The following is a 20792-nucleotide window of genomic DNA, read 5'->3' on the forward strand; positions in this document are numbered from 1 at the left end:
GGCCTCCGAAGGGGGAGTGCTCAGCGTCAGTAGGCGGAGGCGGCGGGGCAGTCGAACGGGTCGCCGCCGGCCGACAGGCCGACCTTGTTGAGGTAGCGGACGACGATCGCGTACGACTCCATCAACGAGGTCTCGGTGTAGGGGATCTGGTGGGTGGTGCAGTACTCCTTGGCGATGACCTGCGCACGGCGCAGCGCCGGGCGGGGCATGTTCGGGAAGAGGTGGTGCTCCACCTGGTAGTTGAGGCCGCCCATGTAGAGGTCGGTGAACCAGGTGCTGCGGATGCTGCGCGAGGTGAGGACCTGGCGGCGGAGGAAGTCGACGCGCGCCTCCTTCGGCAGCAGCGGCATGCCCTTGTGGTTCGGCGCGAACGAGGCGCCCATGTAGAGGCCGAAGACGCCCAGCTGCACGCCGACGAAGGCGAACGCCATGCCGAGGGGGAGGGCCCAGAAGACGACGGCGAGGTAGAGGCCGACGCGGGTGACGAGCATGGTGATCTCGACCCAGCGCTTGTCGACCTTGCCCTTGCCGAACACGGTGCGGAAGCCGTGCAGGTGCAGGTTGAGGCCCTCGAGCAGCAGGAGCGGGAAGAACGCGTAGCCCTGGCGGCGGGTGAGCCAGGCGTAGAGGCCGCGCGAGCGGGCCGCGTCCTCGGCGGTGAAGGAGACGACGTCGCGCTCGATGTCCGGGTCCTTGCCCAGCACGTTCGGGTTCGCGTGGTGGCGGCTGTGCTTGGTCATCCACCAGGAGTAGCTGATGCCGACGAAGAGGTTCGCGAGGGTGCGCCCGGCGACGTCGTTGGCCCTGCCGGACTCGAACACCTGGCGGTGCGAGGCCTCGTGGGCGAGGAAGGCGAACTGCGTCAGCACGATGCCGAGGGCGGCGGCGAGCAGGAGCTGGAACCAGGAGTCGCCCAGCAGGACGAAGCCGGTGACGATGCCGCCGAGCGCGAGGACCAGCGCGCCGAACATCGTGTAGTAGAAGCCGGTGCGGCGGCGGAGGAGCCCCGCGTCGCGGACCGTGCTGAGGAGACCGGAGTACTCGGTCGTCGGGTTGACGCGGCCGTCGGCGCGGGGGCGGGTGCGGACGACGCGGGGGGCGCCTCCGGTGACGGACGTGGTGGTGGGGGTGCTCATCGGCGCCTCGCTCTTCGTGGTGACCGTCGGCGTCGACGGTCTCTCGGCGAGCGATCCCGACGGGGGCGGTCCGCTCATGGTTCACCGCGTCGGTAGGGGCCGGACGCGGCATCAGGGCGACCGGGGTCAAGGGCAACCTGGTGTGAACACTACGGGGACGGCGGCGGCACCGCACCATGGCGATTGCCAGCCTTCGCTCCGCGCGGGTCAGGACGGCGTAGTGCGCCTCCGGCAGCACCGCCGCAGGCGCACGGGCTCAGGAGCCGATCGAGTCCTGCGGGCGGCCGGACTTGAGCGCGGCGAGGCGCGCCTCCACCTCGGTCATCTCACCGAGGTCCTCGAGCGACTCGAACTGCGCGTCCAGGCTCGAGGAGGCGAGCTCCTCCGCGCCACGGACGCGCGCCTCCTCGCGGCGGATCTTCTGCTCGAAACGGCTCACCTCGCTCGTCGGGTCCATCAGGTCGATGCTCTTCACGGCGTCCTGGACCTGGCTCTGCGCCTCGACGGTCTTCGAGCGTGCGATCAGCTCGTCGCGCTTGCTCGAGAGCTGCTGCAGCTTCTCGCGCATCTGGTTCAGGCCCGACTTGAGCTTGTCGACGACCTCGGTCTGCGAGGCGATGGTCGGCTCGGCGTCCTTCGCCTCCTTCTCGGACTGGATCTGGCGCTGCAGAGCGACCTTGGCCAGCGCGTCGAACTTGTCGGCGTCGCCGGCGCTCCCGCCGGTGCGCAGCTCGTCGGCCTTGCGGCTCGCGGCGAGGGCCTTGCCGCCCCACTCCTGGGCGTTCTGCACGTCCTCGCGGTAGTCGTCCTCGAGCAGGCGCAGGTTGCCGATCGTGGTGGCGATCGCCGCCTCGGCGTCGCGGATGCTGTCGGTGTAGTCGCGGACCATCTGGTCGAGCATCTTCTGCGGGTCCTCGGCCTGGTCGAGGAGCGCGTTGATGTTGGCCTTCGCGAGCTGCGCGATGCGGCCGAAGATCGACTGTCTCTGAGCCATGGGTGTCTCTCCTTGCGTCGTGGGTGGTGCCGGATGTCGGAGGTGGTGCCGGAGTCGTGGGGGAGGTGGTGGTCGTCGGTCGTGCGCGGATGCCCGGGGGCGCTCAGAAGCGACCGCCGCCTCCACGGCGTCCGCCTCCGCCGCTGCTGCGCCCGCCGCCGAAGCCGCCGCCGCCGGAGCGCCGGGACGAGCCGCCGCCGCCGAAGCCGCCGCTGAACCCGCCTCCGCCGAAGCCGCCCGAGCGGTAGCCGCTGCGGCGTCCGCCTCCCAGGAGCGACTCGACCAGGATCCCGCCGAGGAACGCGCCGGTCGTGTCGCCTCCGTAGGGGCTGCCGACGGCGTTCGGGGCGGAGTAGGAGCCGGCGTCGGCCCGCGCCCGCTCGAGCGCCTGCTGGGCGAGCTGCGAAGCGCGCTGGGCGGAGGCGAGAGCCTCGCGGGGGTCGGTGGCGGCGATGCGCTCGGCGTACTCGGCCGAGCGGGCGGCCTCGGCGACGCGGGTGCGCGCCTCCGAGCCGACCGCGCCGCGGCGGGCCGCGATGAAGTCCTCGGCGGCCGAGACGCGGCTGCGGGCGGAGGTGAGCTCGGCGCCGAGGGCGGCCCGCTCGCGCTCGCGCTGGGCCTGCGCGTCGCGGAACCCGCCGACGGCGGCATCGATCGTGGCGTCGGCGGCGGTGAGCGCCTCGAGCAGGGCGAGCGGGTCGTTCGGCCGCACGGAGGCGGCGCGCTCGACGTCGTCGAGGGCGGCCTCGGTCGAGGCGACCGCCGCGGCGACGTTCTGCGCCTGGGCCGCGGACTCCGCGTCCTGGGAGGCGGCGAGCGCTCGTCCCTGCGCCACGTCGGCGCGGATCTCGGCGATGCGGCCGGCGAGCGACGCCTCCGCCTTCTGCAGCTCGTCACCCCTCGTCGCCACCGCGTCGACGAGTCCGGAGGCCTGCTCGGCGGCCTGCTGCCCGGCGCGCAGCAGCACGGCGGCGCGGCCGGAGTCGCCGGCCTGTATCGCCTGCTGGGCGCCGGCGAGCTGGTCGCGGGTGAAGCGGAGGCGGTCCTCGGCCTGGTCGGCGTCGTCGCCCACGTCGTCGATCGCGGTCGGCGCGTAGCGGGAGGCGAGCTCGGCGAGGCGGGCGCGGGCCGAGGGGAGGCGGTCGCCGACCTCGGCGGCGCGGACCGTGAGCGCGGCGGCGACCTGCGGCGCGTTCTTCTCGAGGTCGCGCAGCTCCTCGAACGCACTCGCGCGCTCGTCGAGCGTCTGCTCGGCGTCGGCGCAGAGCTGGAGGATGCGCTGGTAGCCGTCGCGGCGCTCCTGATCGGTCTCCGGCTCGGCGTCGTCGAGACGCTGCTGCAGGCTGAAGGCCTCGCCGAGCAGGCGCTTCGCGGTGACGAGCGCCTCGCGGAACGCGCCGGTCGCGTCGGCGCCGAACTGCGCCTCCGCGAAGCCGACCTCCTGCTCGCTGGTGCGGACGGCGTCGTCGGCGTGGACGAGGGCCGACCCGGCACGGGTGGCGAGCTCGTCGATCGAGGCCTCCACCGCCTCCTGGGCGCGGCGCTTCCGCGCGCGGCGGACGAGCAGCAGCACCACGAGGCCGATGACGACGAGGGCCGCGAGCACGCCGAGCGCGATCAGCAGCCCCGAGCCGAGGGACTCGCCGGCGCTGGGCGCGTCGAGGCGCTGCCCGATCCCGTCGGCGGCGGCCACCGCGGCTCCGGCCCAGTCGCCGTCGGCGAGCCTCGGCTCGATGTCGTCGGACTGGAGCGAGGAGACCTGCGCGTCGTCGAGGGCGAAGCCCTGCGCGACCGACACCTGGTACTGACGGGCGTCGACCGCGACGGCCAGGAGGACGTCGTCGGTGCCCAGTCCGTTGCGGGTCGCGGTCTCGTCCGCCCACGCGGCGCGGTCGGACGGATCGGTGAAGGAGTCGACGAAGGCGACGAACAGCTGCACGCGGTGCTGGTCGTAGAGCGCCCGCGAGGCCTGCTCGATCTCGGCGGTCTCTCCGGAGCTTAGCACCCCGACCGAGTCGAGGACGGTGGAGGAGGAGAAGGAGACGGGCGATTCGGCCGTCGCCGCGGTCGCGGGGACCAGCGCGAGGACCGCGGCGATCAGGAGGGCCGCGAGCGCCGGCAGCAGCCGGAAGCTCACGGGGTGGTGGGGTCTCGCCGGCATCGCGCACACTCCTTCGTCGTCGCCTCCCGAGTGTAGACAGCCCCGGTGTCCGAGCAGGGGTCGGGAGGCGGCAGGCCGTCGACCGCGTGCCCGGGGCGCGGGGGATGGGAGAACGCCGGGAGGAGGAATGACCGTGCTCCGCTCGCGGTTGCTGCCCGGAGTGCGCCGCAGGTGCACGTGCCTCCCCCCTCAGGGCAGCCCCATGAGACAGCTCCGTAGAAAGGCGATCCCTTGCATCCGTTCTCCCCCCTCACCGCCGGCGACCTCGACCTCCCCAACCGCATCGTCCTGGCACCGATGACGCGACTGCGCTCCGACGAGCAGGGCGTGCCCGGCGCGATCGTCGCCGAGTACTACGCCCAGCGCGCGAGCATGGGCCTGCTGATCAGCGAGGGCGTCTTCCCCAGCGCCGAGTCCAAGAGCTACGCCGGGCAACCCGGCATCGAGACCGACGCGCAGGCCGCGGGCTGGCGCGCCGTCGCCGACGCCGTGCACGCCGCGGGCGGGCGCATCGTCATGCAGCTGATGAACGCGGGCCGCGTCTCGCACACCGAGATCACCGGCACCGACCGCATCGTCGCCCCGAGCGCCGTCGCCATCGACGGAGAGGTGCACACCCCCTCCGGCAAGAAGCCCTTCCCGGTGCCGCACGCGCTGACCACCGAGGAGCTGGCGACCGTCCGCGACGAGTTCGTCGCCGCCGCCCGCCGCGCGATCGACGCCGGCTTCGACGGAGTCGAGGTGCACGGCGCCAACGGCTACCTGCTGCACGAGTTCCTCTCGCCCGTCTCCAACGTGCGCACCGACCAGTACGGCGGGACCCCGGCCGAGCGCGCCGCGTTCCCGCTCGAGGTCACCCGCGCGATCGTCGACGAGGTCGGAGCGGGCCGCGTCGGCATCCGCCTCTCGCCGGCCCACAACATCCAGGACGTCGTCGAGACCGACGGCGACGACGTGCGCGCCACCTACGAGGCCGTCGTCGACGGGCTCGCCCCGCTCGGCCTGGCCTACCTCAGCGTCCTGCACGCCGAGCCCGCCGGCGAGCTGGTCCAGGACCTCCGCTCGCGCTTCGACGGCGTCTTCATCGCCAACAGCGGCTTCGGCTCGCCGACCAGCCGCGAGGAGGCGACCGAGCTGATCAGCGAGGGCCACGCCGACGCCGTGGCCGTCGGCCGCCCGGCGATCGCCAACCCCGACCTGGTCGAGCGCTGGCAGGGCGGGCACCCCGAGAACGAGGTCGTCCAGGAGACGGTCTACGGCGGAGGAGCCGAGGGCTACACCGACTACGCGCCCCTCTCGGCGTAGTCGCGACTCACGCGGAAGGCCCGCTCCCTCGAGGGGGAGCGGGCCTTCCGCGTACCGGGGGGATCAGCTCTCGCTGCCCCGGCTCTTCAGCTCGGACTCGATGCGGGCGTCCTGCTCGGGCGAGAGCTCGTGGTCCTCGTCCTCCGGGTCGGCCGTCTCGCCGACGCGGCCCTCGCCGAGGGCGTGGATCGAGGTGATCTCGTCCTCGAGCGCGGCGTCGCGGTCGTGCTCGCTCACGAGCCGGTCTCGATCTCCCCGGCGGAGACGGCCTCGGCGTACTTGCGGAGGTCCGGGCCGGGCTCGAAGTCGATGAAGCGGTCCTTGAGGCGCGCGTTCAGCTCCGCGAACACGTCCTCCCAGGGCTCGCCCTTCTTGCTCGTCGCGAGGTCGAGCACCGCCTCGCGGAGGACCCTGTCCGAGTCCTCGAGGATCTTGTCGCGGGCTTCGTCGTTCCAGCGGATGTCCTGTGCGTCCATGCTCCGACCGTAGGCGCGGGGCCGGGGCGCCCCAAGGACTTGCGGGCGGGGGGCGGGAGGCGTAGGAGCCCCCGCCGCTCCGCGCTCAGGAGAGCGCCGGTAGCACCTCGCGCTCGAACAGCTCGATGCCGGACCGGTCGTAGGCGGCGTCCGGGAAGTAGAGGATGCCGTAGTCCATCCCGCGCGACTGCATGCCGGCGAGGCGGTCGACGATCTGCGCGGGAGTGCCGACCGCGAGCGCGTCGGGGCTGCGGTACTCGGCGACGAAGGACGCCGCTCCCTCCGCGCCGAGGTACGGGACCACGCGCTCCTCGAGACGCTGCAGCGCCGCCTCGACCTCCGCCTCCGTCTCGCCGATCACGACGTTGTAGTTCGAGCTCCGGGTGATCGCCGAGAAGTCGGTGCCCAGGCGCTCGCAGTGCCCGCGGAGGACCGAGCTCTTGTGGTCGAACGCCTCCGGGGTCCCGGCGAAGTTCGTGTACTGCGCGTACTGGGCCGCGATCCGCAGCGTGACCTTCTCGCCGCCGCCGGCGACCCACAGCGGGATGCCGCCCTCCTGCAGGGGCAGCGGCCGGTTCTGCGCGCCGTCCACCTGGTAGTAGCGGCCGTCGAGGGTCGCGGACCCGGTCGTCCAGGCCTGCTGCAGGATCTGCACTCCCTCGTCGAGCCGGCCCAGCCGCTCGGCGATCGGCGGGAAGCCGTAGCCGTACGCGCGCCACTCGTGCTCGTACCAGCCGCCGCCGATGCCCATCTCGACCCGCCCGCCCGAGACGATGTCGACGGTCGTCGCGACCTTGGCGAGGTAGGCGGGGTTCCGGTAGCCCATGCAGGTGCACATCTGGCCCAGCCGCACGCGCGACGTGGTGGCGCCGAACGCGCTCATCAGCGACCACGCCTCGTGCGTCGCCTCCTCCGTCACCTGCGGGACGGTGTGGAAGTGGTCGTAGACCCAGATCGACTCCCAGGCGCCGTCGTCGGCGTGCCGGGCGAGGTCGCTCATGGTGCGCCACTGGTCGGCGGCCGGGACGCCGACGAGGTCGTGGCGCCAGCCCTGGGGGATGAAGAGTCCGAATCGCATGCCGCCGACCCTAGGGCGGCCCGGCCACCGAGGTCGAGGGGGTCGCGGTGCTCGCGTACGCTTCCGACCGATGCTGACCTTCACAGAGGATCTCGGACTCCCCGTCCTCGCGCTGATGATCCTCGCCGCCTTCGCGGCCGGCTGGATCGACGCGGTCGTGGGCGGCGGCGGACTCCTCCAGCTCCCCGCCCTGCTCCTCGTGCCGGGGATCTCGCCCGTGCAGGCGCTCGCCACGAACAAGCTGGCCTCGATCTTCGGCACGACCACCAGCGCGATCACCTACTACCGGCGCGCGAAGCCCGATCTGCGCACCGCACTGCCGATGGCGGCAGTCGCCCTCGCGGGCAGCTACGGAGGCGCGACGCTCGCCGGCCTCCTCCCGGCCGCGGTGTTCAAGCCGATCATCGTCGTCGCGCTGATCGTGGTCGCCGTCGTGACGATCGCCCGCCCGGCACTGGGCAGCGTCACGGTGCTCAAGCACGCGGGCCGGCGCCACCTCGTCACCGCGGCCGTGCTGGGACTCCTGATCGGCTTCTACGACGGCCTGATCGGACCGGGCACCGGCACCTTCCTGATCATCGCCCTGATCACCGCGCTGGGCTACGACTTCCTGCTCGCCAGCGCCAAGGCGAAGATCGTCAACGTCGCGACCAACCTCGGCGCCCTGCTCTACTTCGTGCCGGGCGGGCACGTGATCTGGCTGCTGGGCCTCCTGATGGGCGCCGCCAACGTGGCGGGCGCGTACCTCGGCTCGCGGATGGCCGTCGCTCGTGGCAGCCGCTTCATCCGGGTCGCGTTCCTCGTCGTGGTCGGCGCCCTCATCCTCAAGGTCCGCTCCGACGTCTCGACCGAGAACCCGCCGCCGCCGCTGCGCTCTCGCCGCCTGCGGGACCGAGCCGCGCACCCAGGACGGCGCCCCCGCCGCAGCAGAAGGTCCCGTCCTCGTTCCGATCGCTCGGCGCTCCGCTCCGCCGACCTCAGCCGAAGGGGATCGAGCCGACCAGTACGCCGACGGCGAGCATGACCAGCGAGACGACGACCGCTCGCCACAGCACCTTGCGGTGGTGGTCGCCGAGGTTCACCGCGGCGAGGGAGACGAGCAGGAGGATCGCCGGGACCAGCGGGCAATGGAGGTGCACCGGCTGCCCGGTGATGGAGGCGCGCGCCATCTCGACCGGCGAGATGCCGTAGTTCGCCGCGCTCTAGTAGAGAAGGGGGAGGATGACGTAGTAGAAAGCGTCGTTCGACATGAAGAAGGTCATCGGGATGCTGAGCACGCCGGTGATCACGGCGAGGAACGGGCCGAGCGCCGGCGGGATCACCGCGACGACCCACTCCGCCATGGCGTCGACCATGCCGGTGCCGTTGAGGACGCCGATCAGCACGCCGGCCGCCAGCACCATCGACACGACGCCCACGATGCTCGGCGCGTGCTTGACGATCTCGGCCGCCTGGTCCTTCATCTTCGGGAAGTTGATCAGGAGGGCGACCGCGGAGCCGACCATGAACACGTAGGGCAGCGGCAGGATGTCGGCGACCAGCAGCGTCATCACCGCGAGGGTCAGGACCAGGTTCACCCAGATCAGCTTCGGGCGCAGCGTCTCGCGCTCGGGGTCGAGCATCGTGTCGGCCATCGCGGTGTCGGCGTCGTCGGCCTGCACGCGGGCGGCGACCGCCACCTGGGCTCCGCGCAGGGCCTGAGGGCCGCGGAGGAAGGAGAAGCGCTCCCGGGCGACGGTGCGGATGCCCCCGGTCAGGGCCGCGAGGCCGCCGGTGCGGGCGCCGCCCGAGCGGGAGGAGGAGCCGCGGCCGGCGCCGACGAGCTCCTGCTCGAGCATCGGCTCGGCCAGCGCGAGCGAGCCGAGGCGGCGGCGCTCGCCGAGACCGAGGAACAAGGCGAAGACGAGCGTGACGGCTAGGACCACCGCGAGCGAGGGGAGCATCGGCACGAAGATCTCGCTCGGCGAGACCTGGAGGGCCGCGGCGGCGCGCACCGTCGGTCCGCCCCAGGGGACGATGTTGAGCGTGCCGTTGGCCAGGCCCGCGACGCAGGTCAGCACGACCGGGTTCATCCCCAGGCGCAGGTAGATCGGGAGCATCGCGGCGGTGGTGACGATGAAGGTGGTCGAGCCGTCGCCGTCGAGCGAGACCGCACCCGCGAGCAGCGCCGTGCCGAGCACGACCTTCGCCGGGTCGTCGCCGAGCGCGCGGACGATGAAGCGGATCAGCGGGTCGAAGAGCCCGACGTCGATCATGATCCCGAAGTACATGATCGCGAACATCAGCAGCGCGGCCGTGGGCGCGAGGCTGCCGATCGCCTCGAGGACCATGTCGCCGATGCCGAGGCCGGCGCCCGCGAAGAGGCCGAAGATCGTCGGCACGACGATCAGGGCGACCATCGGCGTCAGCCGCTTGGTCATGATCAGGGCCATGAAGGCCAGGATCATGGTGAAACCGAGTACTACCAACACAGCTGACTCCTTCGTCCAGTGCCTCCGCCCGCGCTCGGCGGGAGAGCCGGCCGGGAGATGGTGGAAACCCTAGGCAGCTCCGCGTCCGGCGCCGGGGTATCGCTCATTACGGCGACATCTGCGCATAGTGTGGCTTCTGCGCATTCTGCGCACGACGACGGCGAGGAGGCCCCGATGCGCTTCGCGACCCACGTCCTGGTCCTGCAGCTCGCCACGGTGTCGGCCGCCGTGCTGGTCTGCGCGGGGCTCGTCACCGCGCTCAGCGTCCAGCAGCTGCGCGGCGAGGCGGAGGGCACGGCGCTCGCCATCGCCAGAACCGTCGCCGAGGATCCCGACCTGCGCGACGCGTTCGCCGCGTCCTCCGCCGTGTCCGGCGCGCACGACGCCTCCGACCTACGCGGCGGACGACTCGAGGACGTCGCCGCCGCCGTCGAGCAGCGCACCGGCGCGCTCTTCGTCGTGATCACCGACGATCAGGGCATCCGCCTCGCCCACCCCGACGAGGACCGCCTCGGCGAGCGGGTCTCGACCAGCCCCGACGAGGCGCTCGCCGGGCGCGAGAGCGTCTCGTGGGGCACCGGCACGCTCGGCGAGTCGGCACGGGCGAAGGTCCCGGTCTTCGCCGAGGGGGAGCAGCGGGTCGTCGGCGAGGTCAGCATCGGCTTCGCGCGCTCCAGCGTCTTCACCGACCTGCCGACCGCGCTGCTCGGCGTCCTCGCCGCGGCGCTCGCCGGCCTGGTGCTCGCCGCCGTCGCCTCCGTCTTCATCCGCCGCCGCCTACTGCGCCTGACGCTCGGCCTCGCCCCGGAGGAGCTCACCTCGCTCGTGCAGGACCAGGCCGCCGTGCTCGACGGGGTCGACGAGGGCGTGCTCGCGCTCGACCGCGACGGGCGCGTCGGCGTCTGCAATGCGCGGGCCGCCGCGATCCTCGGCTCCGACGACCCGACCGGGCGGGCGCTGCACCGGCGGCCGCTCGCGGAGCTCGACCTGCCCGTTCCGCTGGCCGACGCGATCGGCGCCGCGCTGCACTCCGTCGAGCCGCCCCGCCCCGGAGGCGAGGAGGGCTTCGTCGTCCGCTCCCGCATCGTCTAAGTCGACATCCGCCGTGAGACCCGCGGCGACCGCGACCTGGGCGTGGTGGTGGTGCTGCGCGACCGCACCGACCTCGCCGCGCTGAGCCGGCGCCTCGACGCGGTCGGCGCGATGACCAACGCGCTCCGGGTGCAGCGGCACGAGTTCGCCAACCGCCTGCACGTGGTCGCGGGCCTGCTGGATGCGGGGCGGACCGCGTCGGCGCGCGACTACCTCGACGAGGTGCTGACCCGCGGCCCGCTCAAGTACCCGGTGCAGCACGCCGACCGGCTGCAGGAGCCGTACCTCCAGGCGCTCGTCGGGGCGAAGGGGATCGAGGCGGCCGAGCGCGGTGTGCTGCTGACGCTCGGCGAGGAGACGCTGGTACGCGGCACCGTCGTCGAGCCGGAGGACGTCGCCACGGTGGTCGGGAACCTGGTGGACAACGCGGTGCGCGCGGCGGTCGAGGGGCGGCGCGACGTGCGCTTCGTCGAGGTCGAGCTGCTCGACGACGGCGACGCTCTCTTCGTGACGGTCGCCGACTCGGGCGACGGAGTGCTCGATCCGGACTCGCTGTTCGACCGGGCCGGCGCGGGCGACCCCGTCGAGGACGACGGTCGCGTGCACGGCCGCGGCTTCGGCCTGCCGCTCTGCCGCGAGGTGGCCGCCCGGCGCGGCGGCGAGGTCTGGCTGGCGGACGCCGGCGGAGCGGAGTCGGGGGCCGTGCTGTGCGCGCGCCTCCCCGGAGCGGTGCTGCCGCCGGAGCAGGACGGGGACAGGTCATGAGCGCGGACACGGCGCGGGAGCGCACGGTGCTGGTGGTGGACGACGACTTCCGGGTCGCGCAGCTGCACGCGGACCTGGTCGAGGCGCGGCAGGGGCTGACGGCCCTTCCTCCGGTGCACACGGCGCGCGCGGCGCGGGCGGCCGTCGCCGAGCACGCGCCCGATCTCCTGCTGCTCGACGTGCACCTGCCGGACCAGAGCGGGATCGCGCTGCTCCGCGAGCTCGACACCGACGCGTTCGTCGTCAGCGCCGCCTCCGACGGGGCGACGGTGCGGCGCGCGCTGCACGCGGGAGCGCTCGGGTACCTCATCAAGCCGTTCGAGGCGCGCCTGCTCGGCGAGCGCCTCGACGCGTACGTGCGGTTCCGGAACGTGCTGCGGGAGGACCGCGCGGCCGATCAGGAGGCGGTGGAGCGGGCGCTGCGCATCCTGCACTCGGGCGACGCGACCGCCGCGCAGCCCTCGCGCTCGGCGACCGAGCAGCTCGTCCTGGCGCGCCTGGCCGAGTCGGGCGCCGAGCTGTCGGCCCTCGAGGTGGCCGAGCGCGCCGGCATCTCGCGCGCCACCGCCCAGCGCTACCTCTCGGGTCTCGCGGGCCGCGGCCTCGTCGAGATGACCCTCAGCTACGGCACCACCGGCCGCCCGGAGCACCGCTACCGCGCCCGCTGACCCTCCGCGAGCGGAGTCCGCGCTCGAGCCGGCGGGACGTTCTCGGCGGTCGGGACCCGCTCTCGGGGACCTGAGCGCCTAGGGGAGCTGACTGCGGAGCACCGGCGTGCGGTGCTCGGTCGAGCCGAACGGGGGATCCGCGTGTCAGCGGATCCTCCTAGGCGGTCGGGACCCGCTCTCGGGAACCCGACCGCCCGTGGGAGCCGACTGCGGTGCGCCGCCCTGCGGCGCACGAGACGGCCCGTCGAACGAGCGATCCGCGTGTCAGCGGATCGTCCTAGGCGGTCGGGACCCGCTCTCGGGAAATCGACCGCATAGGAGAGCCGCCCGCGGTGCGCAGCCCCGCGGCGCACGAGACGACTCAGTGCGTCGCGTCGACGTCCGCGCCCGCGGCCTCGGCCACGCGGCGGCGCTCGGCGGCCTCGGCGGCCATGCGACGGCCCTTGGGGCTGACGAGGGAGGCGATCACCGTGATCACGAGGACGCCGATGATGACCGAGAGCGACAGTCCGGTGCCGATCTCGAAGACCTCCACGTGCTCGCCGTTGTTGATGAACGGCAGGTTGTTCTCGTGGAGCGCGTGCAGGATCAGCTTCACGCCGATGAAGGCGAGGATCGCGGCGAGGCCGATGCTGAGGTAGACGAGGCGGTCGAGCAGACCGTCGATGAGGAAGTACAGCTGGCGCAGGCCCAGAAGCGAGAACGCGGTCGCCGTGAAGACGAGGTACACGTCGCTGGTGAGGCCGAAGATCGCCGGCACGCTGTCGAGGGCGAACAGGATGTCCGTTCCGCCGATCGCCGCCATGACGAGGATCATCGGCGTGAGGACCTTCTTGCCGTCGATGTGCGTGTAGAACTTGTCGCCGTCGTACTGGTCGCTCGTCTTGAAGATCCGCTTGGCCAGGCGCACCATCACGTTGTCGCTGGAGTGGTCGTCGCCCGGCTTGACCAGGTTGAACGCGGTCAGCAGGAGGATCAGGCCGAAGATGTAGAAGACCCAGGCGAACGAGTTGATCAGTGCGGCGCCGAGGAAGATGAAGCCGGTGCGGGCGATCAGCGCGAAGACGATGCCGAAGAGGAGCACCTTCTGCTGGTCGGCGCGGGGCACCTTGAAGCTCGCCATGATGATGAGGAAGACGAACAGGTTGTCGACCGAGAGGGCCTTCTCGGTGATGTACCCCGCGAAGTACTCCGATCCGGGCGTCGCTCCGCCGAAGACGAGGACGCCGAGCCCGAAGAGCACGGCGATGCCGACGTAGAGCGCCGACCAGATCGACGACTCCTTCAGCGTGGGCTCGTGGGCCTTCCGGACGTGGAAGAAGAAGTCGAAGAGCAGGAGCAGGACGATGAAGACGATCGTCAGGGTCCAGATCAGGGGCGATACGGTCATGAAGGGGCTGGCCTCGCTCGTGAAGGGGGGTCGGGGGACGGTCGCGGGGGTCGCTCGTCAAGGGAAAAGGTAGCGAGGCACCGTGACGAGCAGGGTGCCCGCCGATGGATCGTGAGTATCTTCTCAGTTCTCCGCGCGTCCCTCGCGCCCAGCGGCCGGAGCGCCACACTGGTCACCATGACCGGCGCCGCTGTCGACAGGACCTTCCAGGACGCCTCCGGCGTCGTCATCCACTACCGCTGGTGGCCGCACCCCTCGCCCCGCGCGATCGTGCAGCTGGCCCACGGGGTCGGCGAGCACTCGGGGCGCTACGTCGAGCTGGCGGAGGCGCTGGTCGCCGCCGGGTACGCGGTCGCGGCGGACGACCACCGCGGGCACGGCCGGACCGGCCTCGAGCAGCACGGCGGCGACTCCTCCCGGCTCGGACTGCTGGGGCCGGGCGGCCTGCGCGCGACCGAGGCGGCGATCCTCCGGCTGACGGAGCTGCTCGCGGAGGAGAGCCCGGGAGTGCCGATCGTGCTGCTCGGCCACTCCTGGGGGTCGCTCATGGCGCAGCGGATCGTCGACCACCACTCCGCCGCCTATGCCGCGCTCGTGCTGAGCGGCACGGCCTACCGCCTCCCCGGGCACATGAACGCGGGCGACCTGGCGAAGCGGCACCGCGTCGCCGGCGGCCTCGGCCTCGAGTGGCTCTCCCGCGACCCGGAGGTCTGGCAGCGGTTCCACGACGACCCCCTCACCTTCACCACGCCGCTCGCGAAGCGGATCGGGCTGGTCGAGACCCTGCGGCTGGTCGGCCGCCCGCAGCGCGGGCCCGAGCATCCGCTGCCCCTGCTGCTGGTCGTGGGCGCCGACGACACCCTCGGCGGCGAGCGGTCGGTGCGCGCGCTCGCCCAGGCCTACCGGCGGCGGGCCGGGTACACGGACGTCTCGGTGCGGGTGTACCCGGAGGCGCGGCACGAGCTGTTCCAGGAGCTCAACCGGGCCGAGGTCACGGCCGATCTCGTGGAGTGGCTGGGCGAGCGCTTCCCCGCCCCGGCTCGCGCCTAGGCTGGCGTCATGCATGGCGAGTACAAGGTCCCCGGCGGAAAGCTCGTGGTCGTCGACCTCGACGTGGTCGACGGGAGGTTCGCCGGGTTCCGCCTGGCGGGCGACTTCTTCCTCGAGCCCGACACGGCCCTCGACGACATCGATCGCGCGGTCGTGGGCCTGCCGGCCGAGACGGACGCGAAGTCCATCGCCGCCGCCATCCGGCAGGCGCTCCCGGCCGACGCGCTCCTGCTCGTATTCACCCCCGAGCCCGACACGGTTCCGATCCGCCACTCGCTGCTGCAGGCGACCAGCTGGCGCGACTACGACTGGCGCATCGTGCACGACCGGGCCGTCCCTCCCGCGACCCACCTGGCGCTCGACGAGGTGCTGACCGCCGCGGTCGGCGAGGGCCGCCGGGAGCCGACGCTGCGGATCTGGGAGTGGGACCAGCCCGCCGTCGTCATCGGCAGCTTCCAGTCGCTCCGCAACGAGGTCGACCTCGACAACGCGGCGAAGTACGGCGTCGACGTGGTCCGCCGCATCTCGGGCGGCGGCGCGATGTTCATGGAGGCGGGCAGCGTCGTCACGTACTCGCTCTACGTCCCCGGCGACCTCGTCCAGGGGCTGACCTTCGCCGACTCCTACGCCTTCCTCGACGAGTGGGCCGTCAGCGCGCTGCAGTCGCTCGGGATCGACGCGGTCTACCAGCCGCTCAACGACATCACGTCGCCCTCGGGCAAGATCGGCGGCGCCGCGCAGAAGCGCCTGGGCTCCGGCGCCGTCCTCCATCACGTGACCATGAGCTACGACATCGACGCCGAGAAGATGGTGCAGGTGCTGCGGATCGGCCGCGAGAAGCTCTCGGACAAGGGCATCGCCTCCGCCGTGAAGCGCGTCGACCCGCTGCGCAGCCAGACCGGGCTCAGCCGCGCCGAGATCATCGAGCGCATGAAGGCGACCTTCGTGCAGCTGCACGGCGGCGAGGCGGGGACGCTGGCCGAGGAGGAGTACGCGGCGGCGGAGGAGCTGGTGCGGACGAAGTACTCGACTCCGGAGTGGCTGCGGCGCGTCCCCTGACCGGCGGGTCCGGGGCGGCGGTCGCCGGCGCGTGGACCCGGAGCGGAACGCGGCGGACCGGTCCGGTGGGCGCCCCTCAGCTCGCGAGGAGCTCCTGGTAGTCCGGGTGCTCGGCGATGAACTCGGCGACGAACGGGCAGGCCGGGACGATGCGCCCGCCGAAGCGCTCGTGCGCGTCGTCGAGGGCCGCCTCGACGAGGGTCTCACCGAGGCCCTCGTGGCGGTGCTCGGGCGCGATCTCGGTGTGGAGGAAGACCACGTCGCGGCCGCGGACGGCGTAGTCCGCGACTCCGACGGTCTCGCCGTCGAGCCAGAGCGTGTAGCGGGACGAGTCCTCGTCGTGGCGCACCTCGGAGATCATCGCGCCACTCTACGCCGGAGCCTCCCGGCACCCGTCGAGCGAGGGCGCGAGACGCGGAGCGTGTCGCCGGGCTCGCGCGCACTGGCACAATTGCCGGGTGCCCAGGACGATCCAGATCGCGGACGGCGTCCCGGAGTCGCGGAGCGCGGTGTTCCACGCCGACAACCTCGAGGTCCTGCCGCAGTTGGCCGACGGGGCCTTCACCGTCGTCTACCTCGACCCGCCGTTCAACACGGGCCGGGCGCAGGTGCGCACCTCGACCACCTCGGTGCGCTCCACCACCGGCACGATCGCCGGCTTCAAGGGGCGCAGCTACGAGCGGATCCGCGGCGACCTGCTCCGCTACGACGACCGCTTCGACGACTACTGGTCGTTCCTCGAGCCGCGTCTGGCCGAGGCGTGGCGGCTCCTCGCCGACGACGGCACCCTCTACCTCCACCTCGACTACCGCGAGGCGCACTACGCGAAGGTGCTGCTCGACGCGCTCTTCGGCCGCGAGTGCTTCCTCAACGAGATCATCTGGGCCTACGACTACGGAGCGAAGGCCACACGCCGCTGGCCGACCAAGCACGACACGATCCTCGTCTACGTGAAGAACCCGCGCGGCTACCACTTCGACTCCGCCGCCGTGGACCGCGAGCCGTACATGGCCCCGGGCCTGGTGACCCCCGAGAAGGCCGAGCGCGGCAAGCGGCCGACCGACGTGTGGTGGCACACGATCGTCTCGCCGACCGGCCGCGAGAAGACCGGGTACCCGACGCAGAAGCCGGAGGGGATCCTCCGCCGCATCGTGCAGGCGTCCAGCCGCGAGGGCGACGCCGTCCTCGACTTCTTCGCCGGCTCCGGCACGACCGGTGCCGTCGCGCATGCTCTCGGCCGCCGCTTCGTCCTCGTCGACGAGCACGCCGACGCGGTCGCCGTCATGCGCCGCCGCTTCGCCGCCCTCGACCCGGCGCCGCTCTTCCTCTGACGCGGGCCCTCTCGACTCCTCAGACGTGTCGAGGTCGGTCGCTCCCACTGTCCAGAAGGTGTCGCACTCGACATCGATCGCTCCGACTGTCCAGGAGTTGTCGCACTCGACGCCGACTGCGACAACTCCTGGACAGTCGTGGTGGGAGGCGCGCCTCCCCAGGTGCGGGATCAGGGGTTCGTCCACAGAATGCGGATCGCGGGAGTCGGACGAGGATCACGGACCGCCAGAATCGCGGCATGTCCAGCACCGACCTCGGAGCCTTCACCCGGCGAGCGGCACTCCGCGCAGGGGTGACGGACGCCCGACTGCGCACTCCCGCCCTGGCCAGCCCCTTCCACGGAGTGCGCACCCGGGTGGCGCCCGTGACGCACCTGGAACGAGCCGCCGCCTACCTGCCGCGGCTGCGGCCCTGGCAGCTCTTCTCCCACCTGACCGCGGCCGAAGCCTGGGGAGTGCCGCTCCCGGCGCGACCTGGCGAGGACGATCCGATCCACGTGGCGGCGACGACGCCGCACCGGCCCCCCAGGACCCGGGGTGTGATCGGCCACACCCTCACGGAGACGGACAGGGTCGAGCGGCACGGCCTGCCGGTGACGGGAGCGGTGTCGACGTGGATCGCGCTCGCCCCACTGCTGTCCGCCCGCGATCTCCTCGCGGCGACGGACCACCTCCTGTTCGAGCCGCGCTACCCGCGCCGGGACGATCCGCGTCCCCATGTCCGGCTTCACGAGCTGCAGGACCGCCTGGCCTCCCATCGGGGCCGGGGCCGACGCGGCCTGGCTGAGGCTCTGCGGCTGGCATCGACCGGAGCCGCCTCGCGGAGGGAGACCTGGCTCCGCGCTCTCGTCGAGGAGGCGGGACTGCCCGCGCCCGACGTGAACGCCGAGATCAGGATCGGCGGCCGACTGCTCGCGGTCGGCGATCTGGTCTTCGAACGGTGGAAGGTGGTGGCGGAGTACGACGGCGGCCAGCACCGGACGGACGACGCGCAGTTCTCACGCGATCGTGAACGGCTCCTGGCCCTGCACCTCGCGGGCTGGATCGTCGTGGTCGTCCGCGCGGAGGGTCTGACCCGGGGCAGGGCGCGCACGATCGCCGAGCTCCGTGCCGCTCTCGTGGCCCACGGCTGGCGACCGTGACGCACCCCGTCGACGGATCGACCCGCTCGTCCATCCCCGCCCCGCCGCCCGCGTCCGCCTCACCGTCCGGATCCGTTCGCCCGTCCGCATCCGATCGAGCACGCGGAGTTCTCCGACTGTCCAGGAGTCGTCGCACTCGGCGTCGACTGCGACGACTACTGCGTACTCGCGGGCCGGCGTCAGCTGCTGGCGCGGATGACCAGCGACGTCGGCATCAGCGTGCGGTGCTCCACGGGGAGCCCCTCGATGCGGGCGGTCAGCAGCTCCACCATGCGGGCGCCGAGCTCGTCGGGGAGCTGGCGCACCGTGGTCAGCGCGGGGACGGCGTTCCGCGCGAAGAGATCGTCGTCGAAGCCCACGACGGACACGTCCTCGGGGATCCGGCGGCCGGCCTCGCGGAGGGCGGCGTAGGCGCCGACCGCCATCTGGTCGTTCGCGGCGAAGACGCCGTCCAGGTCGGGGTCGCGGGCGAGGAGGCGGCGCATCGCCTCGGTGCCGCTGGCCGGCGAGAAGTCTCCCCACTCGACGAGGTCGTCGGCAAGGCCGGCGTCGGTGAGTGCGCCGCGCCAGCCGATCAGGCGGTCGACGCCCGGCGGCATGTCGGCGGGGCCCGCGATGGTGGCGATCCGGCGCCGGCCGCGCTCGATCAGGTGCGCGGTGGCGACGGCCGCCCCCTCCGTGTTGTCCACGTCGACGAAGTAGGAGCCGCGCTCGTCCGGCGAGAGCGGCCGGCCGCCGAAGACGATCGGCAGCGTGCCCGAGAGCGCCGCGTAGGAGTGGTCGCCGGAGTGGTGCGAGACCACGAGCGCGCCGTCGACATTGCCGCCGAGCAGGTACCGCCGCGTCTTCTCGCCGTCCGTCTCGGACGCGATCAGCATCGAGAGCGTGTAGTCCGTGTCGGCCAGGCGCATCGCGGCGCCCTGCACGATCGAGGCGAAGAACGGGTCCGCGAAGACGCGCGCGGTCGACTCCGGCACGATCAGCGCGATCGACTGCGTGCGCCGCGAGGCGAGCATCCGCGCCGCGTGATTGGGCACGTAGTCGAGCTCGCCGATCGCCTTCTCCACGGCGGCCACGATCTCGGCCGCCACCTGCGGGGCGCCGTTGACCACCCGCGAGACCGTCGCGCGCGAGACTCCGGCCCGCGCCGCGACCATCTCGAGGGTGGGGGAGCGGCCCCCGCCGCGGACGCCCGTCGGCTCGCTCACGGGTCAGTCCAGGATCGCCGCGGCGCTGCCGCCGAGCAGTCGGGAGTAGACCAGGCCCGAGTCCTTCACGATCCGCTCCTGCGTGTCGTAGTCGACGCGCACGATGCCGAAGCGCTTCTCGTAGCCCCAGGCCCACTCGTAGTTGTCGAGGAGGGACCANACGAAGTAGCCGCGGACGTCGGCGCCCTGGTCGATCGCGTCGGCGACCTTCTCGACGTGGTCGAGCACGTACTGCGTGCGGTCCGCGTCGTGCACGCGGCCGTCCTCGACGACGTCGTCGTAGGCGGCGCCGTTCTCGGTCACGTAGAGCGGAGGGAGGTTCTCGTACTCCAGGCCCAGGCGGGTCAGCAGGTAGCGCAGCCCGTCGGGGTTCACCTCCCAGTCCATCGCGGTGCGCGGCAGACCGCGCGACGGGAAGGTGATGAACTCGGAGCCGACCCAGGGGGAGCCGACCTCGCGGTCGGTCGCCTGGGCGAAGTCGTCGGCTCCGGCCGGCAGCGGATGCGGCGAGACGGTGTCGTCGTGGTAGTGGTTCACGCCGAGGAAGTCGAGCGGGAGCGAGATGAGGTCGAGGTCGCCGTCGACGATCAGCTCGTCGAGCCCGAGCCCGTCGACGTCCTCGAGCAGGTCCTCGGGGCACTCGCCGCGCCGCAGCGGGTCGAGGAAGATCCGGTTCTGGAGCGCGTCGAAGCGGCGTGCGGCGTCGAGGTCGGCCTCGTCCTCGGGGTCGTCGGGGACGGCGTTCGAGAGGTTGAGCGTGATGCCCAGGTTCTGCGCTCCGAGCTGCCGGAGCGTCGAGACGGCCAGCCCGTGGGCTAGGTGCGTGTGGTGCACGGCGGCGAGGGCCTTCTGCTGCGAGATCACGCCGGGGGCGTGCACGCCCGCGCCGTAGGAGAGCAGGGTCGAGCAGAACGGCTCGTTGAACGTCGTCCAGTGCTGCACCCGGTCGCCGAGGCTCTCGTAGACGGCCTCGGCGTAGTCCCGGAAGCGCTCGGCGGTGTCGCGGTTCGCCCAGCCGCCGGTCTCCTCGACGGCCTGCGGGAGGTCCCAGTGGTAGAGGGTGAGCCACGGCAGCACGCCGGCGCCGAGCAGCTCGTCGACCAGGCGGGAGTAGAAGTCGAGGCCCTCGGGGTTCACCGCGCGGTCGCCCGGCTTGACGCGCGCCCAGCTGACCGAGAAGCGGTAGGAGCCGAGCCCCAGCTCCTTCATCAGCCGCACGTCCGCGGGCATCCGGTGGTAGTGGTCCACCGCGACCTCGGGGGTGTCGCCCTTCGCGACCGCTCCGGGGACGCGGGAGAACGCGTCCCAGATGCTGTCCTCCTTGCCGCCCTCGTGGCCGGCGCCCTCGATCTGGGCGGCGGCGGTCGCGGATCCCCGACACCATCGCCGCGGCCTTCAAGAACCCGGCGCTCGCGGCGGATCTGCAGCGGGCCGTCACCGATCCGGCCGTCGCCGCGGACCCGGCC

The 20792-nt window shown here is 72.5% G+C and carries 19 protein-coding genes and 2 pseudogenes; 9 read left to right on the forward strand and 12 right to left on the reverse strand.

The window, feature by feature from the left end:
- Nucleotides 1-26 precede the first annotated feature (26 nt).
- From C5C82_RS04420 to C5C82_RS04430, 3 genes are all read right to left on the reverse strand, one after another.
- On the reverse strand, nt 27-1136 hold the full coding sequence (locus C5C82_RS04420; RefSeq protein ID WP_181134399.1) for an acyl-CoA desaturase: 1110 nt from the start codon (nt 1134-1136) through the stop codon (nt 27-29).
- Nucleotides 1137-1392: 256 nt separating this feature from the next.
- Nucleotides 1393-2130 carry a PspA/IM30 family protein gene (locus tag C5C82_RS04425; RefSeq protein ID WP_104223858.1) on the reverse strand — a complete coding sequence of 246 codons (738 nt, stop codon included), beginning with the start codon at nt 2128-2130 and terminating at the stop codon, nt 1393-1395.
- A 103-nt stretch (nt 2131-2233) separates the two neighbouring features.
- Nucleotides 2234-4291 carry a TPM domain-containing protein gene (locus tag C5C82_RS04430; RefSeq protein WP_104354660.1) on the reverse strand — a complete coding sequence of 686 codons (2058 nt, stop codon included), beginning with the start codon at nt 4289-4291 and terminating at the stop codon, nt 2234-2236.
- Nucleotides 4292-4522: 231 nt separating this feature from the next.
- On the opposite strand from C5C82_RS04430, the gene C5C82_RS04435 reads away from it, so the two are divergent.
- The gene (locus C5C82_RS04435) at nt 4523-5596 is read left to right on the forward strand and encodes an alkene reductase (protein ID WP_104354678.1); all 1074 of its coding nucleotides are present in this window, start codon (nt 4523-4525) and stop codon (nt 5594-5596) included.
- A gap of 63 nt (nt 5597-5659) precedes the next feature.
- On the opposite strand, the gene C5C82_RS17430 is transcribed toward C5C82_RS04435, so the two are convergent.
- From C5C82_RS17430 to C5C82_RS04445, 3 genes are all read right to left on the reverse strand, one after another.
- Nucleotides 5660-5833, reverse strand: a complete 174-nt coding sequence (locus C5C82_RS17430) for a hypothetical protein (RefSeq protein WP_181068063.1) — start codon at nt 5831-5833, stop codon at nt 5660-5662.
- Entirely contained in the window at nt 5830-6072 is a 243-nt protein-coding gene (locus C5C82_RS04440) for a hypothetical protein (RefSeq protein WP_068251275.1), read from the reverse strand. Before C5C82_RS04440 ends, C5C82_RS17430 begins: the two co-directional genes overlap by 4 nt.
- 85 nt (nt 6073-6157) lie before the next feature.
- Entirely contained in the window at nt 6158-7150 is a 993-nt protein-coding gene (locus C5C82_RS04445) for an LLM class F420-dependent oxidoreductase (protein WP_104246861.1), read from the reverse strand.
- Between the two features lie 70 nt (nt 7151-7220).
- On the opposite strand from C5C82_RS04445, the pseudogene C5C82_RS04450 reads away from it, so the two are divergent.
- A pseudogene (locus C5C82_RS04450) lies at nt 7221-8006 on the forward strand (sulfite exporter TauE/SafE family protein); the annotation flags it as partial.
- Between the two features lie 121 nt (nt 8007-8127).
- Here C5C82_RS04450 and C5C82_RS18225 read toward each other — a convergent pair.
- Nucleotides 8128-8319: a hypothetical protein gene (locus C5C82_RS18225; protein WP_374953861.1), complete on the reverse strand. Its 192-nt coding sequence runs from the start codon at nt 8317-8319 to the stop codon at nt 8128-8130.
- 33 nt (nt 8320-8352) lie between these two features.
- Nucleotides 8353-9621, reverse strand: coding sequence for a CitMHS family transporter (locus C5C82_RS04455; protein WP_374953862.1), 1269 nt, complete (start codon nt 9619-9621; stop codon nt 8353-8355).
- A gap of 174 nt (nt 9622-9795) precedes the next feature.
- On the opposite strand from C5C82_RS04455, the gene C5C82_RS17945 reads away from it, so the two are divergent.
- The 3 genes from C5C82_RS17945 to C5C82_RS04465 are packed head-to-tail and all read left to right on the forward strand — an operon-like array spanning nt 9796 to nt 12146.
- Entirely contained in the window at nt 9796-10713 is a 918-nt protein-coding gene (locus C5C82_RS17945) for a PAS domain-containing protein (protein ID WP_258065937.1), read from the forward strand.
- Between the two features lie 48 nt (nt 10714-10761).
- Entirely contained in the window at nt 10762-11478 is a 717-nt protein-coding gene (locus C5C82_RS17950; protein WP_258065940.1) for a sensor histidine kinase, read from the forward strand.
- Nucleotides 11475-12146, forward strand: coding sequence for a response regulator (locus C5C82_RS04465; RefSeq protein WP_104223865.1), 672 nt, complete (start codon nt 11475-11477; stop codon nt 12144-12146). The genes C5C82_RS17950 and C5C82_RS04465 overlap by 4 nt, the downstream gene beginning before the upstream one ends.
- A 361-nt stretch (nt 12147-12507) precedes the next feature.
- Here C5C82_RS04465 and C5C82_RS04470 read toward each other — a convergent pair whose 3' ends face one another.
- A complete protein-coding gene (locus C5C82_RS04470) occupies nt 12508-13536 on the reverse strand; it encodes a TerC family protein (RefSeq protein ID WP_104223866.1) in 1029 nt (342 codons plus the stop codon).
- Nucleotides 13537-13713: 177 nt separating this feature from the next.
- On the opposite strand from C5C82_RS04470, the gene C5C82_RS04475 reads away from it, so the two are divergent.
- Complete coding sequence (locus tag C5C82_RS04475) at nt 13714-14586, forward strand: alpha/beta fold hydrolase (RefSeq protein WP_104354680.1); 873 nt, start codon at nt 13714-13716, stop codon at nt 14584-14586.
- A gap of 9 nt (nt 14587-14595) precedes the next feature.
- Nucleotides 14596-15645 carry a biotin/lipoate A/B protein ligase family protein gene (locus C5C82_RS04480; RefSeq protein WP_104354681.1) on the forward strand — a complete coding sequence of 350 codons (1050 nt, stop codon included), beginning with the start codon at nt 14596-14598 and terminating at the stop codon, nt 15643-15645.
- Nucleotides 15646-15721: 76 nt separating this feature from the next.
- On the opposite strand, the gene C5C82_RS04485 is transcribed toward C5C82_RS04480, so the two are convergent.
- The gene (locus tag C5C82_RS04485; protein ID WP_104233160.1) at nt 15722-16006 is read right to left on the reverse strand and encodes a GNAT family N-acetyltransferase; all 285 of its coding nucleotides are present in this window, start codon (nt 16004-16006) and stop codon (nt 15722-15724) included.
- 97 nt (nt 16007-16103) lie between these two features.
- Between C5C82_RS04485 and C5C82_RS04490 the strand changes: the two genes are divergently transcribed.
- Nucleotides 16104-16976, forward strand: coding sequence for a site-specific DNA-methyltransferase (locus C5C82_RS04490; protein ID WP_104296070.1), 873 nt, complete (start codon nt 16104-16106; stop codon nt 16974-16976).
- A 239-nt stretch (nt 16977-17215) separates the two neighbouring features.
- Entirely contained in the window at nt 17216-18118 is a 903-nt protein-coding gene (locus C5C82_RS04495) for a hypothetical protein (RefSeq protein ID WP_104233161.1), read from the forward strand.
- Nucleotides 18119-18297: 179 nt separating this feature from the next.
- Here the strand turns inward: C5C82_RS04495 and C5C82_RS04500 are convergent, their stop codons facing one another.
- Nucleotides 18298-19275, reverse strand: coding sequence for a LacI family DNA-binding transcriptional regulator (locus C5C82_RS04500; protein WP_104233173.1), 978 nt, complete (start codon nt 19273-19275; stop codon nt 18298-18300).
- Nucleotides 19276-19329: 54 nt separating this feature from the next.
- Nucleotides 19330-20703: pseudogene (locus tag C5C82_RS04505) on the reverse strand (GH1 family beta-glucosidase); the annotation flags it as partial.
- Between the last annotated feature and the right edge of the window lie 89 nt (nt 20704-20792).

The organism is Rathayibacter sp. AY1D5 (assembly GCF_002932515.1).
Taxonomy (GTDB): domain Bacteria; phylum Actinomycetota; class Actinomycetes; order Actinomycetales; family Microbacteriaceae; genus Rathayibacter.

Coding starts and splice junctions, on each gene's coding strand:
- C5C82_RS04430 (WP_104354660.1), bottom strand. CDS start 4,291: ATGCCGGCGAGACCCCACCACCCCGTGAGCTTCCGGCTGCTGCCGGCG.
- C5C82_RS04425 (WP_104223858.1), bottom strand. CDS start 2,130: ATGGCTCAGAGACAGTCGATCTTCGGCCGCATCGCGCAGCTCGCGAAG.
- C5C82_RS04475 (WP_104354680.1), top strand. CDS start 13,714: ATGACCGGCGCCGCTGTCGACAGGACCTTCCAGGACGCCTCCGGCGTC.
- C5C82_RS04445 (WP_104246861.1), bottom strand. CDS start 7,150: ATGCGATTCGGACTCTTCATCCCCCAGGGCTGGCGCCACGACCTCGTC.
- C5C82_RS04495 (WP_104233161.1), top strand. CDS start 17,216: ATGTCCAGCACCGACCTCGGAGCCTTCACCCGGCGAGCGGCACTCCGC.
- C5C82_RS18225 (WP_374953861.1), bottom strand. CDS start 8,319: ATGGCGCGCGCCTCCATCACCGGGCAGCCGGTGCACCTCCATTGCCCG.
- C5C82_RS04465 (WP_104223865.1), top strand. CDS start 11,475: ATGAGCGCGGACACGGCGCGGGAGCGCACGGTGCTGGTGGTGGACGAC.
- C5C82_RS04440 (WP_068251275.1), bottom strand. CDS start 6,072: ATGGACGCACAGGACATCCGCTGGAACGACGAAGCCCGCGACAAGATC.
- C5C82_RS04500 (WP_104233173.1), bottom strand. CDS start 19,275: ATGGTCGCGGCGCGGGCCGGAGTCTCGCGCGCGACGGTCTCGCGGGTG.
- C5C82_RS17945 (WP_258065937.1), top strand. CDS start 9,796: ATGCGCTTCGCGACCCACGTCCTGGTCCTGCAGCTCGCCACGGTGTCG.
- C5C82_RS04420 (WP_181134399.1), bottom strand. CDS start 1,136: ATGAGCACCCCCACCACCACGTCCGTCACCGGAGGCGCCCCCCGCGTC.
- C5C82_RS04470 (WP_104223866.1), bottom strand. CDS start 13,536: ATGACCGTATCGCCCCTGATCTGGACCCTGACGATCGTCTTCATCGTC.
- C5C82_RS04480 (WP_104354681.1), top strand. CDS start 14,596: ATGCATGGCGAGTACAAGGTCCCCGGCGGAAAGCTCGTGGTCGTCGAC.
- C5C82_RS04485 (WP_104233160.1), bottom strand. CDS start 16,006: ATGATCTCCGAGGTGCGCCACGACGAGGACTCGTCCCGCTACACGCTC.